The sequence below is a fragment of the Ignavibacteria bacterium genome (genome assembly GCA_015709655.1).
Taxonomy (GTDB): domain Bacteria; phylum Bacteroidota; class Ignavibacteria; order Kapaibacteriales; family Kapaibacteriaceae; genus OLB6.
Window position 1 is genome coordinate 1,545,410 of the sequence record CP054181.1, and the last position, 17,939, is coordinate 1,563,348.

A 17,939-nucleotide genomic window follows, 5' to 3' on the forward strand; every position below is an offset into this window, starting at 1 on the left:
TATTAGTACTTGATCACTACAGCAGAGGCAACTCCGTGGTGCGAGGTAATGCGTATGGCGTATGCTCCCGGAAGAACAGAACCCAGAGTACCGCCGGTAAACGGTAATTCGACAGCACCCGAGTAAACAGTAGTGCTATAGAGTTGCTTCCCTGATAAGCTTGAAATCGTTAGAGTTCCTCCCCTGAACTCGTCGGGTATCAGCACATTCAAGCTTTCTGAAAATGGATTAGGGTAAACAGTAAGTAATGCATGAGCAGGCTGATATTCATAAACACCCGACGGGTTTAACCGCGTAATAACAGTTACTGGCGGAGATGTGTAGCTATCTGTTATTAACGAAACTTTTGCACTGGATCTGGCTGTATCCTGAAACTGGAGCACTGCACTCACCCAAATGGTATCGCCGGGAATAAACGATCCGGTATCTACTTCGGTAACATGAATATTAACCTTGCGTTGCGTGTTGTGTACAAACGTGCCAGTAACTGAAACCGGTGCCGAGCCAACTACAATAAACGGTAGTCTTACAGTTGTATCCTTGTATCCGCTGAAATACAACTCAACAGTATCAGCAACCGGTGTGGCTACACCTGAATTTGTTGTACCAACAAGTACAACAGAATCGCTCTGTCCCTCTCCATAACCAATACGAATAGTTTGGATATACCGTCCGGTATCAGGGGGCGCAAACTCGAGAGGAATATATGTTGTATCAAGAGGCAAAACATGGACCGGAAATAACCACTGCATCGAATGAAGGATATCTGCTGTAGGTTGTATAAGATTCCAGACATAGTTAATGTGAATTGTACCGGTGCCCGTATTAATGACAGGCACATCAACTTTTCGAGTGAACCCCGGTGTAGCCGAAATAAATACAGTATCGGGAATGATGAATTCAGCAGGAGTGGTATCCGGTATCGAAACAAGTTCCAAAACCCTGTCATCGTGTGACAGCGGAAATGGAGGCTGTCCCATTGCTTCCTTATTACTGGTACAAACAAAGATTCTTCCGTCCTTAGTAACAGCGATATCACGGAGACGTCCCACACTATTAGAGAATACCTCAAAGTGGCTCTGAATTTCTGTCCCCTCATCGTTAAGCTTCAAAAACTGCATCATGCTTCCCTTCAGATAGACCTGGATAAGGCAATTCTTCAGCTCGGCAAACCTGTCAGCATTGTAATAATCCATTCCGCCTGGCGCCCAGGTCACATCACCGGTACTCCACCGGGGTGGCAACACATTGGCGGAGTCACAGTATTCAATCTCATCGTCTTCATCGCACGGACCTTCTACCATAGGCCAGCCGTAGTTGCCGCCTTTTACAATGAAGTTAATTTCATCTTCTATAGCATTACCATGTTCGCTTGCCCAGATGTTACCGTTCGGAAGAATAACAAATCCCTGAACGTTACGATGCCCTTTTGACCACATAGAGTTGCCCGGGACCGGATTGTCGGCCGGTACCGACCCATCCAGATTTACCCGATGAATCTTCCCTTCGATAACGTCATCTTCCAAAGCAAGCCATGTACGTGGCATATCGCCACCGGTTATCCACAGCTTTCTGTTATCATCAATAAACAATCGTGTACCCTGATGCATCGTGGCTGCGGGCTCCAGCCGAAATACTTCCATTGGATTTGTAAGAACATTCTGTTCGTAGATATAGCGCTCTACCACCCGTACGGGGTGTTCTTCGGTACCGCCGATCCACGATACATACACCCAGGGTGTATCTGCAAAGTTGGGATGAAAGCAAAATCCAAGCATTCCGGTTTCTTTTACCAGAAGAACTTTGTCATGAAGGTCCAGAATTGTATCACGCTCACCGGTTTCGAGATTGGTACGTGTACAGTAGCCAATACGTTCGGTAGCCCAGAGCCATCCGTCGGGGCCTTCCTTGATTTCCCAAGGGATGGTGTATCCGGTGGCAACGGTTACCAGTGTGTAGGTTGAGTTAGCCGCGGAAGATGTTTGAACAAGTACAACAAGAATAACAGCAAGGGCAACAGTAAGTGATTTTAACATTTAAAAAGTAAGGATAATAAAGAAATTACTCGATAGAAACCAAAACACCCTCAGTAGTCCAGCGGGGGCGAATAGTAACAAGAATGTTCGTCTTAAAAAAAGGTTCTGAGTGAACAAACGGGTAATGAGATCCGTAGTCGTAGCTGGCATTTCCGTTTCTATCCTCAAACACATCAATGATGTAATCTCCGGGTGCAAGCGAATCTGCATACCAGGTATTCCCGGAAATCAGTTTCACCGTTCGAACAATTTTGTTGGAAACGGAGTGGATACGTGCAACGTAAGTATAGTTTGTAATTCGATGTGATGTGAATTCACCACGTACTGAACCAAGACGAATATCCGGATTGGCTGAATCTGCATGTATCGGTGTTTCCAGGCTTACAGTTGTGTCGGCAGGGGCAGGGCCTACAACAATCAGCAGCGAGTCTGTATGTTCCTGCGTAACGGAAACATCTCCAGATGCAATGCCAAACTGCTCCGTGAAATCCGGTAAGCCATTCATATTAGAATCGTTAAATGCAAGAACTCTGAATAAGCCATTGGCAAGCCCCTTAATCGAGAATGTGCCGTCGGAGCCTATCTGAATTTGGTAGGGGGCTATGGCTTTCATGCTGTTAAAGGCAGAGTCAAGAGTGTCTGCCCGTGGGAACGCAGCAACAACCAGGTTGGACAGATTTTCCGCAACAACACGTCCGCTAATAGTTCCGGTGTCGATGACCGGTCCGGTGCTAAAAATAATTGTTGTTGCCTGAGTTGGTTCAATGCCACGAAGGTTGCGCCATGAAGTTCCCAGCGTTACGGAATACGTGGTGGATGGCAGAAGCTGCTGGCTAAATGAAATTGAAATGGCGTCACCGTCGTACGTTGTTACAAACGGCGTTTTCGGCATTACGGTAATGCTATTCCGAATGGACCTGTCCACATAGTCATCAAAAACAAACCGGATTTCAGGTTGCTCCTGATTTACCGAGCCGGATGCAGGAAATACTTCGAGTACCCGGGTTGGAGCAGTATTGGCAGGACCACCTGAGGGAGCAATTTTAAGAGCGCAGCCACTCAGCACGATCACAAGAATAAGCGAATAGTGAATAAACACGTTCTAATTTAGCATTATTACGAATATGGACAGCAATTGGAAGCACACTTTTCGGCATTGGTGGGATATGCTGGTGGAGTTTTTCTCTATTACCGAGAAGCGCCACATCTTCCTGCTGGCTGCAGGTATTGCGTTCAACCAGTTGCTATGCATGATACCGATGATCCTGCTGGCAATTGCGGTGGCCAGTAATCTGCTTGATGCAGAGTCAACAAAGGCGGTGGTGACCGAGGTGCTGCAACAGCTCCTGCCGGAGAATACGAAGGCGGCAGAGGCAACCACTGTGGTAGTTCATGAGCTTGGAGTTGTATTTAACTATAGCAATATTGCGGGCTGGATTGCCGGTTTTGCACTGATTTGGCTTGCAAGTGCACTGTTTGGTTCAATGCGCACGGGTTTAAATGCCATTTTTCATGCACCTACACCACGTTTTTTTATTGTTTATAAGATAAAGGACCTTCTGCTTACACTGGTTGTAACTGTGCTGGTTATTGCCACAACGATTGTTTTGCCACTGCTGTCGCTGCTGGAGCACTGGTGGTTCGAGGTACTGACGGCCTATAATTGGTTGTGGCTGCATGCGATCAGCATGCGGGTTATCAGTATGGCGGTAACGTCGGTACTCTTTCTGGTACTCTATAAGGCAGTTCCCAATGCCCGGTTGCCGTGGCGCGTGGTGCTGTTCAGTACCGGGTTCGCCGTTGTGCTTTGGGAGATTGCACGTGTTGTATTTACGTGGTATGTGAATAGTGCAACTACGTTGAGCAAGTTTTACGGTGGCTTTTTGGCAATAGCCTCACTTGCACTCTGGTTTTATTACTCATCGCTGATATTTCTGGTATCAGCAGAGCTTGCACAATATATTCATACGCGACTGACTCTTAACAAAGCACCTGACGTGTAGTACAAATGGCTCAGTATTTTAAAAGTTGTTCCCATTTCTGATAAAGCTGTAGTGTAGCGCGAACATCCCGTAAGCAGTATTCGGCAATATCGTCGTATTGGCCGTTGGCAAACAAATCAGCAACTTTCGATCCGTCAACTCCTGCCGCTTTCGGTGATTCAATCCCAAACGATTTGGCAAAAAAGTCAAAATTGAACATCCGGGTAGCACCGACCGACGTACGATTGTAAAACGTAAGTTTATCGAGCAAGTCAGTGTGATGACTGTAGGAAAACCGGGTTCCGTCCATCAGGTTTCGTGATGGTCTGATACCCAGCACTGCACTGCGCAGCATCAGCCATGGTGCATCAAAGCCGCGGCCGTTGAAACTGATCAGGTGCAGGTCAGGCTGCTTTGCGAGAAGACGCCACCAGCTTTGTAACATCATCTCTTCGCTGCTAACGTATGCCGTTGCGCCAGACTCCAGGCGGTGTTCCCGTCGTTGTTCATCCCGTCCCATTGACGGATCAACCATGTACGCTACATCTTGTGTGGTCATGGTCCCATCGGGAGTCTCCTTAACCATACTCATTCCAATGGTAACGATTCTTCCGGTAAAGGGGCTTAACGCAAACTCGTTAATCTTCTGGGCTTTCTCTTCATCGGTTTTTGCCGATCGCAACAGGTATTCCTGCTGGACGGGATCAAAATACTCCAGAGGATGCCCAATGGTTTCAATGTCAAATGCAAGCATGATGGTGCCAACAAAGGAGGTTGGTTAAACTGTTGTGTTAGGTACGACAAATGTATGGCCTGCCGACTATCTGTGACTACGGGGCTTTCAGAAAAACAAACTCAGTTCTTCGGTTACGTGCGCGGCCTTCTTCAGTGGCATTGCTGCTAACGGGCATCGTATCACCAAAACCTTTTGCAGTAATTCTCCCAGCTTCGATGCCCGATTTAACAAGGGCATCCTTCACAGCTTCTGCTCGCTGCTGCGAAAGCTTCAGATTAAATTGTGAGTCCTTGGTATTATTTGTTGAGTCTGTATGCCCGCGTAACTCAATGGCTACCTCGGGGAGCGCCTTCATGATACCGGCAACGTTGGCAATTGCTCTCCTGCTCTCGGGCTTTAGAACTGACTTGCCCGTGTCAAAATACACATCAAGCAAGACTACCGTTCCAAGGTCAGGTGTGTTGTTGTATGTGCCTGATGCCTGCAAGGTATCGGAGCCCCAGCAGAGAGTAATGTTTACAGTGTGATTACCATAGGTGGTGGGAGTGAACTCTATCACATAGCCGTTACGTAACCTTCGATAGATGTCTTCGAACAGATCAGGAAACTCGGATGTCCGGTAAATGTGCCAGTAGTAGCCGCCAGTTGCACGTGCCAACCCTTCCATATAACCTTCGTTAACACCGGCGCCAAAGTCAACAGCATATACCGGGGTGTTGGACTTCAATGCTTGCTTAATTACATCCGTCTGCGTGGCTTTGCTCGAGTTTTCCTGTCCGTCGGTAAAAACTACAACAGCTTTAATTGCAGATGGAGATGCAAACGAGTTCAAATGCGCAATCGCCTCACCCGTACCGTCCAAAATGGCGGTACCACCACCAAAACCGAACAGGCCATTCTTACGATGGAGAGATAATAAGCTTTCTGAACTTTCTTGCAAAGGGGCTTCAATCTGCACTTTATGGTCGTATCTGACCAGTGCAAGTGCATCGGTCTGCTGTTTCTTCTTAATCAGAATCTCGGCAGCATCCTGGACAGTTCTGGCTCTTGGATCGCCCATGGATCCGCTATTATCCATAACCAGGGCAATTGCATACTGTACGGGATCCGATTCCGTTCGTTGCCGAATTGTAAACTTTTGAATTGGAATTTCTTCGTTGCCGATTTTTTCTGTGACTTTGCAGATTAGTTTTTTCAGTGACGATGGATCGGTTTGGCTAAAGTATGTTCCCAGACTGTCAGCAACGTGCAGAGTAACAACAACCTTTTGGGAATTTCTGGTATCGATTCCTGTGATCTGAGCAGTTGCCTTAGGAGGTGCCGTGGGCGGCATGGGGACAACCTGCTTGAGGAAAATCGGATTGTACCCGGGAGGTGGTGTAGCATCGGCTTTGGCAGCAGGTTCACCCATGAATGAACTGCATCCGGCTACGGTTAAAACAGCCAGGCAGACAGAGAGTAGAATGTGTACGGTTCTAACCATGTAGATTGTCCACTAGATTATTGAGGTAATGAGTACCCTACGGCAGACGTGATTGTAGTGTTCTGCTGATCCGGCTGTCGGGGTCGAAAGAAATTGTAAGATCACGAAGATTGTATCCATACGCAGAGTCCTTGAGTACCTGAACCGTATAAATGGCGTCAGCAGCCAGAATTCCCATCAATGTTTCACGGAGAGAGCTATCAAGGCGTTCATGGTAGTTTTTCATAGTGTTTGCCATTGATGGCAGTCTGGTATCCTGAGTTCTTACACGGAGAGTAGTATCGCGTGTTAGTCTGTACATCGGACCAACGGGAATGGCAATATATCCGGGCGCGAAGCCAGGTTCTTCGTTCAGTATTTCGGGAGTTATATACAGAGGATGCTGGTTGTTACTATCCAGAATGGCATTAAGCAGGGAAATAAACCGCGTCTGAATTTCTGATGAGTTGCGCGGATTCCTCATAAACTTTTCGGAGTCATCTTCGAACGATGCCAGCCAGGTTTGGTATTCAGCGGCCTGGCGTTCAACCTTTAGCATCGTTGCCGGGTACAGGTGCTGTAGGTGGGGGATGTACCACGTGCGGCGGAGTAACTCCTTGTCGATAATGGTTACATCCGGGCGCTTGCCTTCAACAACCTGCTGGTACCACATAGCCGAGCACAAGAAGTCCCACTGCCGGGTGATAAAAACAGCATTCGGCTCCAGGTGGTCCCATGTGAAGTTGGCATATTCCGGTACACTTGTATGCGCACGGTAATTCATCGATGAGTAGTTCATTACAAGTGCCCCACACGGCAGTAACAATAACCCAAGGGTCCTGGTTGCTGACTGTGCAGAGAGAAGACGGTGAAGTCCGATGGCGCAAAAAACAAACAAGATGATAATTGACGGCAGAAAGTAAGAGTCAATATCATGAATTCCGTATCCCAGTGTTATGGCCAGGTTGCCCAAGGCAACAACCAGTAATCCCGTCATCATCCGGCGTTGTCCTTTTACTAACGAAACCACACCCAGCAGGGCAGGAATCCAGCCAGCCCAGAGCAGCGCATGCGATGCCAGTTTCAGAAAGACGTTGGCATTGGCCTTCATCACGGCATTATCAGAAAACATCCAAACGCTGAACTGAGTTCCTTTAACGTGGTATAAGAAGGCATCCCAGCTGCGATGTACCCACCCCCAGTTAATCGGTGGGAGACTGCTGCTGCGCAGAGGCATAAGGGCATACAAGGATAAACACAGGATAACCGGGACGAAGAGGGCGGCAAGTGGACGCCATTGCAAAGCCCCCTTCCACCATAATAAAAGCAAACCGGGTGCTAAAAAAACAGAACTTACGTGGTTTGTAAGGCATAGGCCGAACATAAAACCGGCAACGACCGTCCACTCCAAACCATCCTCATTTCGCGAGCGCAGGGTTGCGCTGAGTGTGCCTATTACAAGAAGGAAGTGAAGACTATACACTTCGATAGCGGTGCTTTGCCCCCACACAATTGTGCTGGTGCCCAGAAGCAGAGCAACGGCCAGAGGAATGTGCGAGTCTGTTGCTTTGGGAAACGGAAGCACCTGAAGCATCCGGCAAAAGAGGCCGACGCCTGCAGCAACAAATATGGCAGCAAGGATATTTAAACCACCTATTACCGAAGGCCATGGCAGAAGCGTCCACACATGTGCTACCAACGTAAAGAGTGGATATCCGGTGGGATGCGCTACCCCCCACGTATAGGCGGCAGCAGCTAATTCACCGGTATCGGTGTACATTAATCCGGGAGCCTGTGTTAGGACGTACAGACAAAACGTAACAACACCGGCAATGATTGGAGCAAAGCGTAAGGCAAACTTTTGCACGTTAATCGGTTCTTACCGTGTGAGTTGATAAAATCACATCTTCAGAACGTGCAAAATACGAGGTACCGGCCACCAATACCATGGTTGCCGGGAATAGGTGTAAAGTTTATGGTTTAGCGGACGATGCTCAGAGGTGCCTGAGCCATCGAGCCGTTGGTCATCGTAAATACAAACCGATAGTTACCGGCAGCGAGTGTTGATATTGGTATGGTTGTAACGGCCGTACCGGATACACCATACGTGCGAACACGCACGCCACCGGTAGTGTACACATCAATTGAACGAATCAGGGAATTGTCGGAAGACGTAATGTGAACAATATCCGAAGCCGGAAGGGGGCTTACGTTTATGCCGATTTCTGAAGCTTCCCGTACCGAAGCCGGCTTGCCGATAACGTAGGTAATCGTAAACTCGATTTTGTCGTTAGGATTGTTTTTATCGAACAGCTCATACCAGGCTATGCTGGTACCGTCAGTACCGTAGTTGTTCAGCAATGAATAAACCGGCAGCGATCCTCCCGGATACAACTGCTGTGGGTCGCGTTCGTACGGATCATCGTCGGGATACTGAAAGTAACATAAATCTCCGAAACAAAAAGCTGCGTTATGACCGTCGACGATCTTTGAAATGTCACCCCGGAATAAGAGCTGCTTCAGGGTATTGCTGTTGTTATGAATAACCCCATTGCGTTTAATCGTTGTAGTTCCCGATGGTACGGTAATCGTGGCCGGATCGGTCCACTCAATGTAAAATGTGGCCTGAGCTGAAACTTTTAGCTGTATGATTGTGAATAAGGCAAGAACAACGAGTAGAATACGTTTCATAATTTGTGCGTCCTATGTGCAACTGAGTACGGTTTTAAAATTACACACATTGTTGTGCAGAGTGTACGAGTTGATCTTTTTTTATTAGTTACACCTCAATAGGATTTTATGAAAATCTTCATCGTTTGGTTGGTCTGTATTGGTGCGTTTGCAGGGTTACGTGGACAGGAAACGTCTGACGTATCGACGCTGCCTGATGTAAAGCTAAAGGCTGTCTCGGGTGAATCCGTACAAAGCGGGTCATGGAGAGGCGACTCATTGCTGGTTGTAAGCTTTTGGGCTACATGGTGTAAGCCATGTTTGATAGAACTACAAACCTATTCAGGCCTATATGCAGACTGGCAGGCAAAAACAGGCGTTCGGCTGATTGCCGTTTCGATTGATGACAGCAGAAATGCCCGAAAAGTACCGGCATTTGTCAAGGGACGCAACTGGCCGTTCGAGGTAGTGATTGACGAAAACAGCGACTTAAAAAGGGCCATGAACGTAAACAATGTGCCGCATACGTTTATCATTAAAGACGGAAAGATTGTGTGGCAGCATAGTGCGTTTGCTCCGGGTGACGAAGAAGAAATGGAAGCTGAGCTGTTAAAACTCTCTAAAGCAGATTAATCCACCGTCATTTCCTGTTTACCAACCATTGGATGAGGGAAGCGTGAAAATTGTGTTACGCCTTGTTTGTACTGCACTGATTTCGGTAAACCTGATGGCGCAGGGTTATTCTATCGACAATGTTGGGGTGATCAGCGGTTCGGTGCAAACCGATATTCAAACCTATCAGGAAGACAGCCTTATTGGTGCACCGAAGGTGGCCGAGCAGATGTTGTCAAACACATTTGTTAATATCCTTTTCAACAAGGGCAAGTTTAGCGCCGGTGTACGCTTTGAATCCTACCAGAACCCGCTGCTGGGCATCGACCCGCGCTATGGAACAACCGGAGAGGGCACAGGAATAGGACTGCCCTATCGGTTTATTCGGTACTCAGATGATTACTTTGATCTTACCGCCGGGAACTTTTATGAGCAGTTTGGCAGTGGCATGGTGCTACGCTTATACGAAGAACGCAATCTGGGATTTGATAACTCGATAGATGGCTTGCGGCTGAAGTTCAGGCCAACAGACGGCATCGAGTTAACGGGTTTTATGGGACGCCAGCGATCGTTTTTTGACCTGAGTGAAGGGATTCTGCGCGGTGCCGATATCAATATTGCCCTGGATGAACTGGGTGGCGGGATTCTTCCCGACGGTATGCTTGCAACAGTGGGAGGCAGTCTGGTTAGCCGTTATCAGGCTGATCAAAACCCGTTTCTTAATCTGCCTGAAAACGTCATGGCATGGTCGGCACGCACGAATGTTATCGTTAGTAACTTTCAAGTGGAATTTGAATATGCCCATAAAATCAATGATCCTGGTGCCACAAACGAGGGATCTTTCAACCCGGGCGATGCTCAATACATAAACGCATCGTGGGCTGTTCCGGGGATTGGTGTTAGCGCTGCGGCAAAGAGGATTGATAATATGGATTTTCGGAGCGACAGGACTGCAACGGGGCTGGCACAAACTGTGAACTATCTGCCTGCGTTAACAAAACAACATACATGGCGCCTGATCACGTTGTATCCGTATGCAACCCAGCCAACGGGCGAGTTCGGTGTGCAGGGTGATGTTACGTTTACGATTCCAAAGGGATCGTTTCTTGGTGGCGATGAAACCAATTTTTCCGTTAATGCAAGTGTTATCCATGCCCTGGATACTACACGCACCGATCAGTATCACTACGATGCACGGTTCGGCTGGGCAGATCGGGTGTTTTACCAAGACCTGAATTTCGAGGTTCAACGAAAATTCGGAAAAGATTTTAAAGTTCTTCTGTCCTATGTTAATGTGAAGTATGACCAGGACGTTATTGAACGAAGAGCCGCCATTAACGAGACGAAGTATGGTGTGATAGGCGTAAACTTTGTTGTTACCGAATTATGGTTTAAGGTTGGCAAAGGACAGGCAATTCGTACCGAGTTACAGTGGATGGGTGTTAAACATGAGGAAGGGGCTCAGCTGGCGCTTCAGAATGGAGATTGGGCCATGGTCCTGGCAGAATACTCAATAAGCCCGGGGTGGTTCTTTACCGTGTTCGATGAATACAATTACGGGAATACCAATGATGAGCTGAAAGTACACTACCCCAATGCCAGTGTAGCCTATGTGAAGGACGCTCTGCGTATCCAAACGGGCTACGGACGCGTACGAGGCGGTTTACTGTGCGTAGGTGGTATTTGCCGTCCGGTACCTGCATCGAATGGTTTCAACCTTGGAGTAACCTACACCTTCTGATTGAGTTGTTTATAACATTGCAGAAAAAAACGTTATGAAATTATTACCATTTCTCTTGGTCGCAGTTCTGTCTCTGACACTTTGGTCATGCAACATCATTGATAACCCGATTCAGGCTCCACAAGAACCCACAGATACCGGACAAGACGTTAAACAAAATGTGTTAATTGAAGACTATACAGGTCATACATGTGGCAATTGTCCGGAAGCCGCTGATGTTGCTCACCAGATTCAAACAACGTATGGTAGCGATCGTGTGATTGTTGTTGCGGTTCACGCCGGACCGTTTGCAACTCAGATTCCACCTGAATACCCAACAAACTGGGCTTGTCCGGAAGGCGAAGAGCTTGATAAGACGTTTAGAATCAGTCGGGCAGGTAATCCGAATGGGCTGGTGAACAGGACAACGTATAACGGTAAGTTTATTCAGAGTAAGGATAACTGGGCTCCGGTAACTGTTGATTTACTGGCAAAGTCGCCACTTCTTGACATTAAAGCGTCACCAACGTGGAATAGTACCAGCAAATCGGTGTCACTGGCGGTTGATGTTCAGTATCTGGCAGACGGTACCGAAGATTACTACCTTTGTGCGTGGATCATCGAAAACGGACTTGTGGGTGACCAGACTGATTATCGGGTTAGCCCGTCGCACGTTACCAATTACAAGTTTGAGCATGTTCTTCGCGGAACGCTAAACGGAACGTGGGGTGAACAGTTGTCGGCAACTCCGGTAGCAAAGGGTACTACGATTACAAAGCAGATAAACTATACCTTCCCCGACGGGAAAACGTGGAATCCGGACAATTGCGAACTGGTAGTTTTTGTTCACCGATATGGTACTACAAAGAATGTAGTTCAGGTAGTAAAAACAAAGCTTACGTCAAAGTGACGGGTTACAACAATTCCAGCTTTTTTAATAACCCAGACGCACCTGAAGTGCCGCAGAGACAAACTGCTCCGGAGTATTACCGCCGTTTCGGTTTACGTATCCTGCGATAACATCCGTAAAAATATTTGGCATCCATTCTGCCGTGAACCAAACATTGATTCGTCGCTGATAACTGATATTACCCCTAAGGAAGCGATTACCCTGCAGGTCATCGCCGTCACCTCGTAAAATATCGCCCCCAACATTACCAATCGGAGAGATGGCACCCGGAAATCGCGGATTGGGGCCCATTACGATGTTGCCGGTACTGTCAAGAATGTTCTCGCCGTGCCGGGTGTAATCAACGTCCAGACGTATTGAGGTACGCGGAGTAAACCAGACCTTGTATTGCAGAGCAAGACGGTCGCTGTTGGGTTGCATGTTGTATCCCAGTGGCGTCTGAAATGACGTATAAGAAGCATTCATGCTGCGGTGACTATATGTAAACGGATCCAGGTGCACGTACTCGGCTGTCAGTAATGAGGTGGTTGTACGGTCAAACGAAATAACGTGGCTTGCTCCTATCTGCCACGCCCACTTGTTGGTATTACCGTTAAAGGAAGTATCGGTTATTGTAGAATAGTTTAAGTCATCAAAAAAAATCGAACCGTAAAGCATGGTTCCGTTAACCGGACGTACAGCAATGTCGAATGACAACATGCTGTTGTCTGTAGCATTTCTCTCAGCGGTGCTTAGTCCGGCTGATACGAAAAATGCCAGAGGATTGAGATAGGCAAAATCAATTCCGCGGCCCCAATACACAATCATGTCGTTCACGGCAACCGAGATCCAGGGAGCAGGGTCGAATGCCAAACGGTGCGTTGCAACGTACTTGCCAGGCACAGCGCCGCCCGCTGTATCAGTGCCGTTGGCCGCACTGTGCGTCATTGTAAAACGGACTGACGAGAAGGGAACATCGATAAGCAATCCGTCAAGCATCGGAGCCTGAATACTGTGTACAAGGTTGTCGATTGGTGAAAAGCCAAACTGCAGGGCTTCGCGTCCAAACCGAATTCGCATCGTTTCATCCTGGTATTGTACATAGCCGATGTACTGATCGAAAAAGCTTGAGTCTTCCACCATGAACTTGGTAATCCGTCCCAGGACAGGGTTCGCCTTTGCAATCAGAACCGGATCGCCAGAGAGCCTGACGCCATTACTCAGGTCTAAAAAGTATCCCAAATGTTTGTTCAGTGATCCAATAAAACGCATACTTGGAGTTGCGAGCAGATAGGAGCTGGTTGCTGTGGAAGTGCTCAGATACCCGGGCTGGATTTGAACTGCGGCATCAATGGTTAAACGTGCTATGCTGTCTGAATAATCATACACCCTGAATCGGGATCTGTTTGAATTTTGGTCAGCCCCAATTCCGGAGATCGGTGAAAACAGTGCAACTCCGTAGTAGTCGGTAATGTATGAGGCAAAAGCCGACGCAGTATCGTTTGCCAACTCCGTTAATGTGTAAATACTCTGTGGCCATACTGCCATACTGCCAATAGTGGAAGAACTGTTAATAGAGCGAAGCATCTGCATGTCGGCCGACACTCGTTCAGAATGGACGTCTGCGTTTTGTGCCAGGCCCAGCTGTGCAAGAAGGGTGGCAAACACGAACAAATAAAAAAAACGAGTCATTGGGATGCAAGGGGCTTTGATACGGGTTCAAAGTTTAAAAATACGTCAATTAAAGCAGCAGAGATGCGTGGTCAGGGGTATTACAGCGGTGATTCCGATGTTAATTGTCCTGATACGACTATAGCAACTCAAAACGAACTGAGTACTGGTTAAGAAAATCCTGCTCAATGCTTCAATCGTGACAGCCAACCTGAGTCTGTTATTACGGCCGTTTGAACATAATCGGACACACCACCGTGCTACCCTCAGAGTCCATGGGTTCTCTTCTGATATGCTGCTGCGGAATAATAACGTCAGAGATCATAACAAACCCGCTTGTGGCTATGCGGACAGAAGTGTAGCATCTGGCCGCACACGATTCCACCAGTAATCAGTGGACGACATACGGAAACGCAACGGAATAATGCTGATGATTCCTAACCTGATTATCTGTAACAAATATCAATTTTTACTATTACAGCCAATGGCTGGGGTGGTGGAGTTTCATACTCGTCAGCCTGTCCCATTCAGTCGTCCACACGTTCTTTCAACCACCTGCCCTTACCTACGGCATACGTCTGGTAACGATGGGCTTGCAGTTGCATACCTTTCTTACTGCATCGATATCGGCGGCTGCGGCTACCTCGCTAATGTACCAGCCAACCTGGACCACGTAGTTGCGTTTACCCTTAATCCACTTTTCGGCCATGTTTACCTTCAGATTCTTACTGGTGTACTTTGTTACTAATTTCTGGGCTTCAGCCTTATCGGGCGTGGTGGTGATAGCAATGGTGTACGGGTGGGTGGTAATTGTTTCAATCGAGGCAAGCGGGGGAGTAGTGACGGGTGCAGTGGCAGCCTGGCTGTGCGTGTTGGCGCTGACACGTTTTTCGGTTGCTGATGATTCGGCAGGCGGAGATCCAACAGTCATCCGCATAATATCGTACGCAACAGGGAGCAGCTCGCTCTGTGGGTAGAGCTGACGGAACTGCTGGAAGTATTTTACTGATTTGGTTTGTTCTTTTTGGACGGTGTAAAAAATAATGAGCCGTAAAAGAGCATCGTCAGCCCATTCATTGCCGGAAAAGCGTTCAATGATGCGTTCATACAGCGGTAAAGCCCGCTTGGGATCATCAACCAGGGTTGCGTGAAGGAACATCACGGCAGGATCGTCGGGTTTGTCTAAAAGCAGGTCAGGTAAGGCCTTCTTAGCATCGGCCTGCCAGCCCTTCGAAACTTGAATAATCAGTTGTTGTACGGTTGGCTGCTGGGCAAATCCGGTGTAACCGAGTACGATGAAGGCTGCCAGAGCTACTGAAAATTTAAATGACTTCATAACATTGTAAGATTGTAAAGACGGAAAATACAGCCTAACGGCTATTTTGTGAATGTGAAAAAGAATGCAGAACAGTTAAGGCTGCTCATTGCGGCAGGAGGGACCGGCGGACATATCACGCCTGCACTTGCCGTGTACGAATGTTTAAAGGAGCGGTTAGGAAGCGATTTGCACGTACAGTGGATCGGGAGTGACAACAGATTGGAGTCCACGCTTGTCCCTTCGTACGGTATCCCGTTTACCCCCATGCCAATCCGGGGATTTTCAGGGGTCTTCTCGACGGCGTCCCTGCAGTTGCCGTTCCGGTTATTAAAGTCGTTCACTATTGCAAAAAACCTTATTAAATCGTTTCAACCCCATATAGTATTGGCAACCGGTGCCTATATCTCGTATCCGGTTGGTAAGGCTGCTGGAGCATTAGGTGTTCCGCTGGTGCTGATGGAGAGTAATGTAAATGTTGGCAAGTCAAACCAACAGTTACTGTCCACAGCCACGTACATTGCGTTATCCTACGATGCAACACTGGAGTATGTTCCACGGAATCTGCGCCAAAAGGCGGAGGTTGTGGGAAATCCTGTCAGACGTGCTGTATTACGGTTGCCTGCACGTGAGGCTGCGTGTAAAAGCCTGGGTTTTAAGGTGGATGCACCGGTGGTGGTAGTTATGGGGGGCAGCCTGGGGGCACGCTCGATTAACAACGCAATACAGAACATGATTTCTAAATGGGAAACAGAGGGCAAAGCCCCTTTCCAGATTCTTTGGCAAACCGGGACAACCTTTAAGCCAGTTGTTCCGGAGACTCTGAAGCCGTTTATCGTCCATACGAGTTTTATTGGTGAAGTTGGGCAGGCCTATGCGGCTGCAGATGTGGTATTGTGCAGGAGTGGAGCAACCACGATAGCTGAGCTGTGCGTGGCAGAAAAACCAGCCGTTCTGGTTCCGCTCCCATCGGCCAGTATGAACGAACAATATCTTAATGCCCGGATGCTGGCACAGGCTGGTGCCGCACGGGTTGTTACCGATGAAGAGCTTGAATCCAAGGTTGAATCAATTCTTCTGGAGATGATCAGGTCTGAAGATCTCACGTTGATGAGCAAGGCATTACAGCAGTTTGCAAAACCGGACGCTGCAGAGACAATTGCCAATGCGGTAATCCGGATTGCTAACGAGAAGGGAAGGCGCGGATGACGCAGTTTTTACCAATGGTATATCTGCCGATGCAGTTTAAGGTGCGGTCAGAAGCATACTGGCAGAGCGTTGCCATTTACTCACTGACGTTAATTCTGTATGTGGTGATTAAGGCGCTATGGGATACAACGCTCCAAACGGGAATAGTTAACGTTGTGATAACAGATCCGATGGTTGTTCTGTTGGGCATGTTTGTGCTTGCCTCGGTCATTTCGCTGATTGCCACACTCGTCAGTAACCGGTCAATCGTAGTATCCGAAGCCGGTGTAGCCTTTACCAGCAGGTTTCATGAGCGATTATTCCTGCTGGAAGAGATTGAGAAAATCAGCATCGGCAGGGAGCGGCGGGTTAAGGTCCGGGGAGTGCTCTCGCTTGTGAAAGTACGGATTAAAGGGCGTCGAAGAACTCTCCGGATACGTCCGGCTATTTACGAAAACGATCAGATGCTTGTGTCGGCTTTGCTTTCACTACGTAACTATCAAATCCATGGTGTACAGCAGCCTCAATGAGAAATATTTTTATAATATTGATTGCAGTTGTTATAGGCTCGCCGGGGGTGTGCAGTTCTGTTACCACTCCTGCCTTGGATGTTATATCGGATGCAGTTCATAGGCAGGTGCAGCACCTTGCCGACAGCGTACAGTCTTTTCTCCCGGCGGGAACACCGGTTCGTGTACAAATTGCGCGGCACCCCGATTCGTTATGGCTGGAATCCGTCATCCTGAGTGTGTTGTCCGAAAAGGGGCTTTCATTCTCGTCAAATGCCAACGTTGCAGTTTCATTTGTTATCCGCAGGTTTGGCATGATATACGCACCTCTTGAACCTGCTGACAGTGTGCAGCGGGAGTTTTCTGTGCAGATGCAGGCCATTGTCAGCACACCGCAGACAACACAACTGTTTACCGTATCCGAGTGGTCGGTGCGCGACACCTGCAGTAGGTACAACGCAAAACTTGCAGAAAGTCCGGTGTTGAGTGTGACGCAGGCAGAATTTCCGATACAGGAAAAAACCGTCTGGGAAGAAGTTCTGCAGCCTGTCATTTTTGTAGCTGCCGCTGTTACTACGGTGGTATTATTGTTTACGGTTAGATCAAACTAGATGAACAGACTGGTACTTATACGTCATGCCACAAGTGGCTGGGGAAATCCAACGCTTCCGGATCATGAAAGAACGCTCACCCCGAATGGTCATGCCGAAGCATGGGCATCGGCTCAGTGGCTGGCCGAGCGGGTAGTAACAGCAGATTTAATGATCGTGAGCACAGCAGTGAGGGCAATTACTACGGCAGAATATTTTTCGCGAGCCCTTCGTATAACCGACAAGCAATTTGTAACAACTCGAAGTTTATACGAATGTGATACTGCTGGCATTACCGATCAGATCAGTTGGCTTACTCTGCCGGTAATGCAAACGGTTATCGTGGTGGCGCACAACCCAACGCTTACGATGTTAGCCGAACAACTCACGCGTGGCACGGTTGTATCCATGGTACCGTGTGCAATCGTATCTATCGTGTTTCCTGCCGGTACGCAGTGGAACCAGATGCACGAAGGCGACCTTGAATTTTGTGCCGATCCGACGGGTATTCTGCCATAAAAAAACCTCCGGGGGCGAACCTCCGGAGGTATCGAAGCAT

At 48.1% G+C, this 17,939-nt stretch carries 16 protein-coding genes; 8 read left to right on the forward strand and 8 right to left on the reverse strand.

Annotated elements, in window-relative coordinates; all coding sequences use genetic code 11:
• Window positions 1-2 precede the first annotated feature (2 nt).
• Window positions 3-2,036 carry a PQQ-dependent sugar dehydrogenase gene (locus tag HRU79_06205; protein QOJ26262.1) on the reverse strand — a complete coding sequence of 678 codons (2,034 nt, stop codon included), beginning with the start codon at window positions 2,034-2,036 and terminating at the stop codon, window positions 3-5.
• Between the two features lie 25 nt (window positions 2,037-2,061).
• A complete protein-coding gene (locus HRU79_06210; protein QOJ26263.1) occupies window positions 2,062-3,135 on the reverse strand; it encodes an Ig-like domain-containing protein in 1,074 nt (357 codons plus the stop codon).
• Window positions 3,136-3,160: 25 nt separating this feature from the next.
• Here HRU79_06210 and HRU79_06215 point away from each other — a divergent pair, with 25 nt between their 5' ends.
• Entirely contained in the window at window positions 3,161-4,039 is an 879-nt protein-coding gene (locus HRU79_06215; GenBank protein ID QOJ26264.1) for a YihY/virulence factor BrkB family protein, read from the forward strand.
• 10 nt (window positions 4,040-4,049) lie between these two features.
• Here HRU79_06215 and HRU79_06220 read toward each other — a convergent pair whose 3' ends face one another.
• The 4 genes from HRU79_06220 to HRU79_06235 all read right to left on the reverse strand — a co-directional run bounded on the left by HRU79_06220 (window position 4,050) and on the right by HRU79_06235 (window position 8,907).
• Window positions 4,050-4,772: a ribonuclease H-like domain-containing protein gene (locus HRU79_06220; GenBank protein ID QOJ26265.1), complete on the reverse strand. Its 723-nt coding sequence runs from the start codon at window positions 4,770-4,772 to the stop codon at window positions 4,050-4,052.
• Window positions 4,773-4,848: 76 nt separating this feature from the next.
• Complete coding sequence (locus HRU79_06225; GenBank protein QOJ26266.1) at window positions 4,849-6,237, reverse strand: OmpA family protein; 1,389 nt, start codon at window positions 6,235-6,237, stop codon at window positions 4,849-4,851.
• Between the two features lie 37 nt (window positions 6,238-6,274).
• Window positions 6,275-8,083 (reverse strand): DUF2723 domain-containing protein, encoded by a 1,809-nt coding sequence (locus HRU79_06230; GenBank protein ID QOJ26267.1) that lies wholly within the window; start codon window positions 8,081-8,083, stop codon window positions 6,275-6,277.
• Window positions 8,084-8,196: 113 nt separating this feature from the next.
• Window positions 8,197-8,907 carry a hypothetical protein gene (locus HRU79_06235; GenBank protein ID QOJ26268.1) on the reverse strand — a complete coding sequence of 237 codons (711 nt, stop codon included), beginning with the start codon at window positions 8,905-8,907 and terminating at the stop codon, window positions 8,197-8,199.
• A 108-nt stretch (window positions 8,908-9,015) separates the two neighbouring features.
• Between HRU79_06235 and HRU79_06240 the strand changes: the two genes are divergently transcribed.
• Genes HRU79_06240 through HRU79_06250 form a run of 3 tightly spaced genes read left to right on the forward strand, consistent with a single transcriptional unit; the run spans window position 9,016 to window position 12,128 of the window.
• Window positions 9,016-9,519, forward strand: a complete 504-nt coding sequence (locus HRU79_06240; GenBank protein QOJ26269.1) for a TlpA family protein disulfide reductase — start codon at window positions 9,016-9,018, stop codon at window positions 9,517-9,519.
• A 43-nt stretch (window positions 9,520-9,562) separates the two neighbouring features.
• Window positions 9,563-11,239 carry a hypothetical protein gene (locus HRU79_06245; protein ID QOJ26270.1) on the forward strand — a complete coding sequence of 559 codons (1,677 nt, stop codon included), beginning with the start codon at window positions 9,563-9,565 and terminating at the stop codon, window positions 11,237-11,239.
• Between the two features lie 34 nt (window positions 11,240-11,273).
• A complete protein-coding gene (locus tag HRU79_06250) occupies window positions 11,274-12,128 on the forward strand; it encodes an Omp28 family outer membrane lipoprotein (GenBank protein ID QOJ26271.1) in 855 nt (284 codons plus the stop codon).
• A 24-nt stretch (window positions 12,129-12,152) separates the two neighbouring features.
• On the opposite strand, the gene HRU79_06255 is transcribed toward HRU79_06250, so the two are convergent.
• Window positions 12,153-13,799 carry a hypothetical protein gene (locus HRU79_06255; protein QOJ26272.1) on the reverse strand — a complete coding sequence of 549 codons (1,647 nt, stop codon included), beginning with the start codon at window positions 13,797-13,799 and terminating at the stop codon, window positions 12,153-12,155.
• 544 nt (window positions 13,800-14,343) lie between these two features.
• Window positions 14,344-15,114 (reverse strand): hypothetical protein, encoded by a 771-nt coding sequence (locus HRU79_06260; GenBank protein QOJ26273.1) that lies wholly within the window; start codon window positions 15,112-15,114, stop codon window positions 14,344-14,346.
• Window positions 15,115-15,168: 54 nt separating this feature from the next.
• Here HRU79_06260 and murG point away from each other — a divergent pair, with 54 nt between their 5' ends.
• Genes murG through HRU79_06280 form a run of 4 tightly spaced genes read left to right on the forward strand, consistent with a single transcriptional unit; the run spans window position 15,169 to window position 17,899 of the window.
• A complete protein-coding gene (gene murG, locus HRU79_06265) occupies window positions 15,169-16,302 on the forward strand; it encodes an undecaprenyldiphospho-muramoylpentapeptide beta-N-acetylglucosaminyltransferase (protein ID QOJ26274.1) in 1,134 nt (377 codons plus the stop codon).
• Complete coding sequence (locus tag HRU79_06270) at window positions 16,299-16,811, forward strand: hypothetical protein (protein QOJ26275.1); 513 nt, start codon at window positions 16,299-16,301, stop codon at window positions 16,809-16,811. Before murG ends, HRU79_06270 begins: the two co-directional genes overlap by 4 nt.
• Window positions 16,808-17,401 (forward strand): hypothetical protein, encoded by a 594-nt coding sequence (locus tag HRU79_06275; protein ID QOJ26276.1) that lies wholly within the window; start codon window positions 16,808-16,810, stop codon window positions 17,399-17,401. Before HRU79_06270 ends, HRU79_06275 begins: the two co-directional genes overlap by 4 nt.
• Window positions 17,402-17,899 (forward strand): histidine phosphatase family protein, encoded by a 498-nt coding sequence (locus HRU79_06280; GenBank protein QOJ26277.1) that lies wholly within the window; start codon window positions 17,402-17,404, stop codon window positions 17,897-17,899. It abuts the gene before it with no gap.
• Window positions 17,900-17,939: the final 40 nt, after the last annotated feature.

Bases quoted from the DNA above. Each gene is read 5' to 3' on its own strand.
- HRU79_06205 (QOJ26262.1), bottom strand. From the start codon at position 2,036: ATGTTAAAATCACTTACTGTTGCCCTTGCTGTTATTCTTGTTGTACTT.
- HRU79_06215 (QOJ26264.1), top strand. From the start codon at position 3,161: ATGGACAGCAATTGGAAGCACACTTTTCGGCATTGGTGGGATATGCTG.
- HRU79_06220 (QOJ26265.1), bottom strand. From the start codon at position 4,772: ATGCTTGCATTTGACATTGAAACCATTGGGCATCCTCTGGAGTATTTT.
- HRU79_06225 (QOJ26266.1), bottom strand. From the start codon at position 6,237: ATGGTTAGAACCGTACACATTCTACTCTCTGTCTGCCTGGCTGTTTTA.
- HRU79_06235 (QOJ26268.1), bottom strand. From the start codon at position 8,907: ATGAAACGTATTCTACTCGTTGTTCTTGCCTTATTCACAATCATACAG.
- HRU79_06240 (QOJ26269.1), top strand. From the start codon at position 9,016: ATGAAAATCTTCATCGTTTGGTTGGTCTGTATTGGTGCGTTTGCAGGG.
- HRU79_06250 (QOJ26271.1), top strand. From the start codon at position 11,274: ATGAAATTATTACCATTTCTCTTGGTCGCAGTTCTGTCTCTGACACTT.
- HRU79_06255 (QOJ26272.1), bottom strand. From the start codon at position 13,799: ATGACTCGTTTTTTTTATTTGTTCGTGTTTGCCACCCTTCTTGCACAG.
- HRU79_06260 (QOJ26273.1), bottom strand. From the start codon at position 15,114: ATGAAGTCATTTAAATTTTCAGTAGCTCTGGCAGCCTTCATCGTACTC.
- HRU79_06270 (QOJ26275.1), top strand. From the start codon at position 16,299: ATGACGCAGTTTTTACCAATGGTATATCTGCCGATGCAGTTTAAGGTG.
- HRU79_06275 (QOJ26276.1), top strand. From the start codon at position 16,808: ATGAGAAATATTTTTATAATATTGATTGCAGTTGTTATAGGCTCGCCG.
- HRU79_06280 (QOJ26277.1), top strand. From the start codon at position 17,402: ATGAACAGACTGGTACTTATACGTCATGCCACAAGTGGCTGGGGAAAT.